This is a genomic window from Streptomyces endocoffeicus (genome assembly GCF_016741935.1).
Classification (GTDB): domain Bacteria; phylum Actinomycetota; class Actinomycetes; order Streptomycetales; family Streptomycetaceae; genus Streptomyces; species Streptomyces endocoffeicus.
The window spans coordinates 1-6,409 of sequence record NZ_JAERRG010000092.1; the positions used below are offsets into that span (position 1 = coordinate 1).

6 protein-coding genes and 2 pseudogenes are annotated in these 6,409 nt (G+C 69.2%); 4 read left to right on the plus strand and 4 right to left on the minus strand.

Going from position 1 to position 6,409, the window contains the following annotated elements; translation table 11 throughout:
- The 3 genes from JK364_RS53720 to JK364_RS53730 all read left to right on the plus strand — a co-directional run.
- Positions 1 to 226: helix-turn-helix domain-containing protein (locus tag JK364_RS53720; RefSeq protein WP_201858769.1), on the plus strand; the 226-nt coding region annotated here is incomplete at its 5' end.
- Positions 217 to 1,482, plus strand: coding sequence for a sensor histidine kinase (locus JK364_RS53725; RefSeq protein ID WP_201858770.1), 1,266 nt, complete (start codon positions 217 to 219; stop codon positions 1,480 to 1,482). The genes JK364_RS53720 and JK364_RS53725, both read left to right, overlap by 10 nt.
- 39 nt (positions 1,483 to 1,521) lie before the next feature.
- Positions 1,522 to 2,790 (plus strand): COG4705 family protein, encoded by a 1,269-nt coding sequence (locus JK364_RS53730; protein ID WP_201858771.1) that lies wholly within the window; start codon positions 1,522 to 1,524, stop codon positions 2,788 to 2,790.
- A 213-nt stretch (positions 2,791 to 3,003) separates the two neighbouring features.
- On the opposite strand, the pseudogene JK364_RS53735 reads toward JK364_RS53730, so the two are convergent.
- The 4 genes and pseudogenes from JK364_RS53735 to JK364_RS53745 all read right to left on the minus strand — a co-directional run bounded on the left by JK364_RS53735 (position 3,004) and on the right by JK364_RS53745 (position 5,179).
- A pseudogene (locus JK364_RS53735) lies at positions 3,004 to 3,668 on the minus strand (response regulator transcription factor).
- A gap of 305 nt (positions 3,669 to 3,973) precedes the next feature.
- On the minus strand, positions 3,974 to 4,384 hold the full coding sequence (locus tag JK364_RS58405; protein WP_372462109.1) for an ATP-binding protein: 411 nt from the start codon (positions 4,382 to 4,384) through the stop codon (positions 3,974 to 3,976).
- Positions 4,385 to 4,509: 125 nt separating this feature from the next.
- Positions 4,510 to 4,797 (minus strand): annotated as a pseudogene (locus tag JK364_RS58410) (HAMP domain-containing protein); the annotation flags it as partial.
- 55 nt (positions 4,798 to 4,852) lie between these two features.
- Positions 4,853 to 5,179, minus strand: a complete 327-nt coding sequence (locus JK364_RS53745) for a hypothetical protein (protein ID WP_201858772.1) — start codon at positions 5,177 to 5,179, stop codon at positions 4,853 to 4,855.
- A gap of 471 nt (positions 5,180 to 5,650) precedes the next feature.
- Here JK364_RS53745 and JK364_RS53750 point away from each other — a divergent pair.
- Positions 5,651 to 6,409, plus strand: a 759-nt coding sequence (locus JK364_RS53750; RefSeq protein WP_201858773.1) for a DUF2127 domain-containing protein, incomplete at its 3' end; no start/stop codon positions are given.

The window sequence follows — 6,409 nt, forward strand, 5'->3', positions numbered from 1 at the left end:
CATGAGCCTGACCCCGACCGAGTTCCGGCTGCTGGGCCGCCTGATCGCCTCGCAGGGCGACGCGGTACGCCGCCACGCCCTCGTCGCCGCCGGCTGGCCGCACGGAGCCCAGGTCAGTGACAACACCCTCGACTCCTATGTGCGCCGGCTGCGGACCAAGCTCGGTCCGCTGGGTATGGCCGAGCGTCTGGCCACCGTCCGCGGCGTGGGCTACCGATGGCAGTGACGGGATTCCGCAGAAGCGTCGTCGCGCTCACCGTACTGATCGCCACCGCAGTGGTCGCGATCCTGGTTGTGGTCTCGCACGTGCTGCTGAGCCGGGTGACGGACGCCGACGCGCACGATCTGGCCCGTACGCGCGCCGAGGCGGTCGCGGCGAACGTCAGCACCAAGGGCGGCCGGGTCGTGCTCACGGAGAACAGCAGCGAGGCGCTCGACGAGGTCGCCTGGGTGTATGCCGACGGCCGTCTGATCGACGGGGACGTGCCGCCGAGCGTGGTCGATCGCGTCGAGGCGTTGGCGGACTCGGGGCGATCGCAGACCGTGTCCGTCGGCGACTACCTCCTGTACGCGCGGCAGGTCCCGGTCGACGGCCACCACGTCATGGTGATCGTCCGGGTGGACCTCACGCCCTACGAGACGTCCGAGCAGCGCAGCCTTACCTTGTCGTTGATTCTGGGCGGCCTCACGATCCTCCTCGCCGGTGGTGTCGCGCACCTCGTGGTGCACCGCGCGCTGCGGGTCGTGCACGAGATGGCCGCCCTCGCCGACGACTGGGGTCATCACGAGCCCGGGCGCCGTTTCAACCTCGGAGTCCCCCGCGACGAGTTCGGGGAACTGGGGCAGACCCTGGACCGCCTCCTGGAGCGGGTCGACAACGCGCTGGCGGACGAGCGCCGGCTCACCGACGAGATCGCCCACGAGCTGCGCACACCGCTCACGGTTCTGCGGGGCGAGGCGCAGCTGGCGCAGCTGTCCGGCGAGCCGGTGGTGCCGGAGGCGGTGCTGAGCGAGGTCGACCGCCTCGATACGGCGATCACGACGATATTGCGCGCCGCGCGCGCACGGACGGACGAGGGGACCCGGTGCGATCTGGGCTCCGCCGCGCGGCAGGCGATCGGCAGCCGCGCGGTCGAGGTCGCCTTCCCGGGGAAGGTCGAGGTGGCCGTGGCGCCCGACGTCGCCGTGTCGCTGCTGTCACCCCTGCTGGAGAACGGCCTGCGGCATGCGAAGTCCCGTGTGTGGGTCACTGCGCGCAACCAGGGCGAGGCCATCGTGGTCGATGTCCTGGACGACGGCCCAGGCTTCGATCCCGCCGAGGTCGACCGGGTCTTCGAAGCGGGTGTGACCGGCGGCGACGGGTACGGGCTGGGGCTGCCGGTGGTCCGGCGCATCGCCGCCTCGGCCGGTGCGGAGGTCCGCGCGATCGCGGACGGCCGCGGTCACGTCGAGGTGACACTCCCGGCCGCGCGAGCCACGTAGTCAGGTTGCTTGCAGGTTCCCCGCGTAAACCTCCCCTGCATGAAAACGACAACGGAAGCACGCCCACGCAGCGGGCGCCTCATGCTCAACAAGGTCCCCGAGGTCACCATCTGGTTCTGGGTGATCAAGATCCTGTGCACCACCGTCGGTGAGAGCTTCGCCGACTGGATCAACATGAAGCTGGGCGTCGGCCTGGTGAACACGGCCTGGATCTTCACCGCGGTGTTCGTCGTGGTCCTGGCCGTCCAGCTGCGGCTGAAGCGGTACGCTCCGTTCCCGTACTGGCTGACCGTGGTCGTTGTCAGTGTCACGGGCACGCTGTACACCGACATCCTCACCGACCAGCTGAATGTGCCGCTGTGGATCAGCTCCGCCGTGTTCTCGGTCCTGCTCGCCGTGGTCTTCGGCGTGTGGTGGCTGCGCGAGCGCACCCTCTCGATCCACTCGGTCACGACCCTTCCGCGTGAGTCGTTCTACTGGCTCGCTGTTCTCGTCACCTTCGCGCTCGGCACCGCGACCGGCGACTGGACTCTCGAGCTCACCGGCTGGAGCCCGGGCGCCTCGGTGCTGCTGCCGCTCGGCCTCATCGCGGCGATCACGCTGCTGTGGAAGTTCGGCGCGAACCCGGTGCTGTCCTTCTGGCTCGCCTACATCCTGACCCGCCCGCTGGGCGCGAACATCGGCGACTGGCTGGCCTCCCCGAAGGTCGCTCAGCCGGGCGAGCCGACCGGTCTCGACCTGGGAACCTTCACCACCAGCCTGATCTTTCTCGGCCTGATCCTGGCGACGGTGGTCTACCTGACGGTGACGCGCTCGGACGTGACCGAGACCTACGAGGCTGCCCACGCCGCACACGCCACCGGTGACCCGCGCAAGGAGCGCGTTGCGCTGGCCGGTTTCGGACTGCTCGCCGTCGCCACCACGGGCCTCCTGGTGTGGGCCCACAGCCAGCCCCACGCCGGCCCGGCGCCGGAGGACAACACCTCCGCCGTCCAGATGGCTCCCGGCCAGGCGGTGAAGAAGTTCCCGTCCGCCAAGGTCGCCGCGCTGAAGAACCTCGCCTCCACCTCGCTCAAGGACGCACGCTCGGGCAACGCGAAGGGAGCGCACGCGGCCGCCCAGTCGCTGCGTGACCTGTGGGATGCCGACCAGGCATCGCTGCAGCCGCTGGACAACACCGGCTGGACCTCCATCGACGCCCAGATGGACAAGGTGCTGGGGACCTTCGGCATCGATCACTCGAACCCGCCGATGCCGCATGCGCAGCAGGAGAAGGAACTGAACGCCCTCCTGACGGACATGGGCTGACACAGACCGCACAGCGTCCCCGCGACGCGTTGAGTGTGCCGGGCCGCGCCGAGAACCGCGCCGCCGCGGCACAGGCCGACCAGTGACGGACAGCGCAGGCGGCCGCTTGGAGCAGCCTGGGCATGTCTGCGGACTCACGCGGGCGGTCGAAGCCGGCGTCTCAACGGCTTCGACCGCCCGCTGTTCCTCCAAGCTCATCGAGGACAACGCGGTTCATGAAAGGCGGTGTCCGATACCGCGCGCCGTGCCGATGGTCAGCGCGCTGCCGGCCTCACGCAGCTTCCGCCGCAGCCGGGTCAGGTACTGGTCCAGCGTGTTGTCACTGACCTGGGCACCACCCTCCGGCCAGCCCGCCCCGATCAGGTCCCTGCGCCTCACGATGTCCCCGCGCGCGGCCACGAGCGTGGCCAGCAGCCGGAACTCCGTGGGGGCAGGGCGACGGCCGTGCCGCGCACGGTGACGCGGTGGCCGACCGCGTCCAGAATCAGGTCCCCGGCCGCGATCGTCGGGGCCGACGCAGCCCGCTTCACAGACGCACGCAGCCGGGCGATGAGTTCGGCCAGATGGAAGGGCTTGGGCAGGTAGTCGTCACCGCCTGCCGAGAACCCCGACAGCCGGTCCGCGAGCTGTTGCTGGGCGGTCAGGAAGATGACCGGGGCTAGGAAGCCGTTGGCGCGCAGCGCCTGGCACACGTCCCGGCCGTCCGCGTCGGGCAGCCCGATGTCCAGGACAACCGCTGCGATGTCGCTGGTGGCCAGCCGCAGGGCGGTGGCACCGTCGCCGGCGAGGACGGGCTCGAAGCCCTCCTCGTACAGCCCACGGCGTAGCACGTCCAGCAGCACGTGATCGTCCTCAACGACCAATATCTTGTGACGCATGGTCTCCCTCAGGTGCTCCGGCCGGGCGGGTCCTGTCTGAGATGAGTGATCCGGGCGGCCAGTGGGCCAGGGTCCACGGACACACCGCCTGCCGGCCTACGACGAGCCGCGGCGGCAGCGCCCCATTCCTTTGGAGCATCTGACGTAGGTGAACGGCTGGATACGAATGACTACAAGGATGTAGACGTTCTTCGCACTGTAGACGATCGGCGAGGGGGAGGTGTTCCCGGGCTTGTGCACCTGTGCCACTCATCCGAAAGCCCATCGTCGTGAAGACGATAAGACGATGCCGAGGCGCCCTCCCCCTACCTGTCCGTCGGCTCGGCGGCGTCATGCTCGTCCCGGCGGACCGGGACGAGCAAGGTGAAGGTGGCCGGGGTGTCACTGGTCAGGAAGAGCCGTCCGCCCATGGAGACGGCCAGGTCGCGGGCGAGGGCCAGGCCGATGCCCGTTCCCCGTCCGTCGCTGGTCTGTCCTCGGTCGAACAGCTGCACCGGTTCGCCCTGCACGGTGCCCTCGTCGCTGACGTCGAAGGCGAGGGCGTCGTCGAGGTCCCGTACCGCGACCTGGTCGTCCCGCGCCCGTGCGTCCGTGCGTTGTCCAGCAGCACGCCGAGGACCTCCGACACAGGGCCGCCGGGCACCCGGACATCCGCCGGCACCTCCCGTGTGCCGCACTCCAGGTGGCGGCCGTCGTCGGCGAACAGGCCGTGCCACCGCTCCTGCGTCTCCTGCGGGAGGCGTGTCACCGCAACCTGCCCGGCGGCGAGGCGGGGCGTGTCCTGGGGGCGGGACAGCCGGAGTACTTCCTCCACGGTGCGGTGCAGGCGCTGGGTGGCGGTCAGCGCCTCGGCCAGGAGCGGTCGCAGCCGGGCGTCGTCGTCCTGCTGCAGGCCCGCCTCCAGCGTGAGTTGCAGGCCGGTCAGCGGGGTGCGCAGCTGGTGGGAGGCGGTGGCGGTGAAGTCGCGCTCGCGGCGCAGGAGTTCGGACAGGCTGCGCAGCATCTCGTTGTGGGTGCTGGCGACCTGGTCGATCTCGGCGATGCTGCTGGGGGCGGCACGGGCGTTCAGGTCGCCCTCGGTGACGGCCCGGCAGTGGCGGGAGAGGTCTTCCAGGGGTGTGGCCAGCACGCGGGCCTGACGGCGGGCGACTCGGCCACTCCACCATCACCATTGGCGGTCATTATTACGCCAACTGCGAGCCGACGGGGAAAACGTAACTGTAATCATTCCAGGGCCCGGTGTCGAACGCGCCGAGATCACCGAACCATCGACCATTCGCGCAAATCAGATTGAAGTCCATGAGGCCTCTGTCCTCAGAGCCGGTGTACAGCGTCGCTCTATAGTCCTGTGAATCCCACAAGACACAGACAAAGTTCAATCCGTTCACACCGAAGCTGCTGCAAGATTCCGCTGCTCGTGCCTTGGGGGCCGCGTCGGCGACGCCGCCTCCGATGCTGATGATGGCCAGTCCGCTGAGGCCTACCGCCGCCATGCGCTTGAGGAAATTCACTGGGGATCCTTACTTGTGCTGGAAGTCGAGCGGGAACGTGGCTAAGCGTAGAGAGGCCGGAGTGGAAAAGATGTGCGAGGGAAGTGCACGCCTCTCCGAGGGGGTGTGGTGCCGTGCAGGACGCGCCGGCGCAACGGTGTGGCGCCCGACGACCTCGATTCGTCAGTGGGTGGATTCGCCCTCAACGGTCCGCGACTGGATCTTTACGGCGACGACCGCCTCGTGCTGTCCGTCATCGATCCCACCCCGATAGGCTCGTCAGCTTCGCCGACCTCCAGCGCAGCACGCATACGGGCAGGACGGCATTCGGCGATGTATGGGTCACAGCCCGCCTCGGCCGTCGGGCCTGAACACCGTGGCCCGAGGAGGCCGGTCCGTCGCCGGGCAGGGACGGGTCTGGTCGCAGTGGAAACGGGGCGTTTTGCCGGGTAGCGTCGATGACCTGCGGAAAGACGGAGCGGAAGGTCAGCAGTGAAGATCGACTGGAACCGGCGGTCCTGTGCACGGCGCGGACATGTCACGTATATGCCCGCCGAGGCGCCGCTGCGTGAGCGGCTGCACGCGGCCACCGCGCTCGGTGACGCCTGGCGCTGTCTGCGCTGCGGAGACTTCGTCCTCGGCCCCGCCCACGGATCGGGGCCCGCGGCCGACGCCCCGCTCGTCCCGCGCGGCAAGGCCCTGCGGGACCTGGTCATCATGCGCTTCATCGCGGTCGAGCGGGCCGTCCGCGGACTGTTCGTCCTTCTGGCGGCTGTCGCGGTGTGGAAGTTCAGCAACACCCAAAACTCGGTGCACCGGCTGTTCGACGAGTACCTCACCGCCCTGCGGCCGGTCGCCCGGCACTTCCACTACGACCTCGACCACTCACCGGTGGTCGACACGATCCGCAAGACCTTCGAATACCGGCACTCCACGCTGATGATCGCGGCCGCGGCCCTGTGCGCGTACGCCGCGATCGAGATCGTGGAGGGGGTGGGGCTGTGGATGCTCAAGCGGTGGGCGGAGTATCTGGCGGTGGTGGCCACGGCCGCGTTCCTGCCGCTGGAGGTCTATGAGTTGACCGAGCGGGTCAGCTGGCTGAAGGTGGCCACGCTGGTGCTGAACGTGCTCGCGGTGGTGTACATCCTGTTGTCCAAGCGGCTGTTCGGGCTGCGGGGCGGCCGGGTGGCGTTCGAGGAGGAGCGGCATAGCGCGTCGTTGATGGAGGTGGAGAGCGCGGCGGGGGCGGTC

Coding starts and splice junctions, on each gene's coding strand:
- JK364_RS53730 (WP_201858771.1), top strand. CDS start 1,522: ATGAAAACGACAACGGAAGCACGCCCACGCAGCGGGCGCCTCATGCTC.
- JK364_RS53725 (WP_201858770.1), top strand. CDS start 217: ATGGCAGTGACGGGATTCCGCAGAAGCGTCGTCGCGCTCACCGTACTG.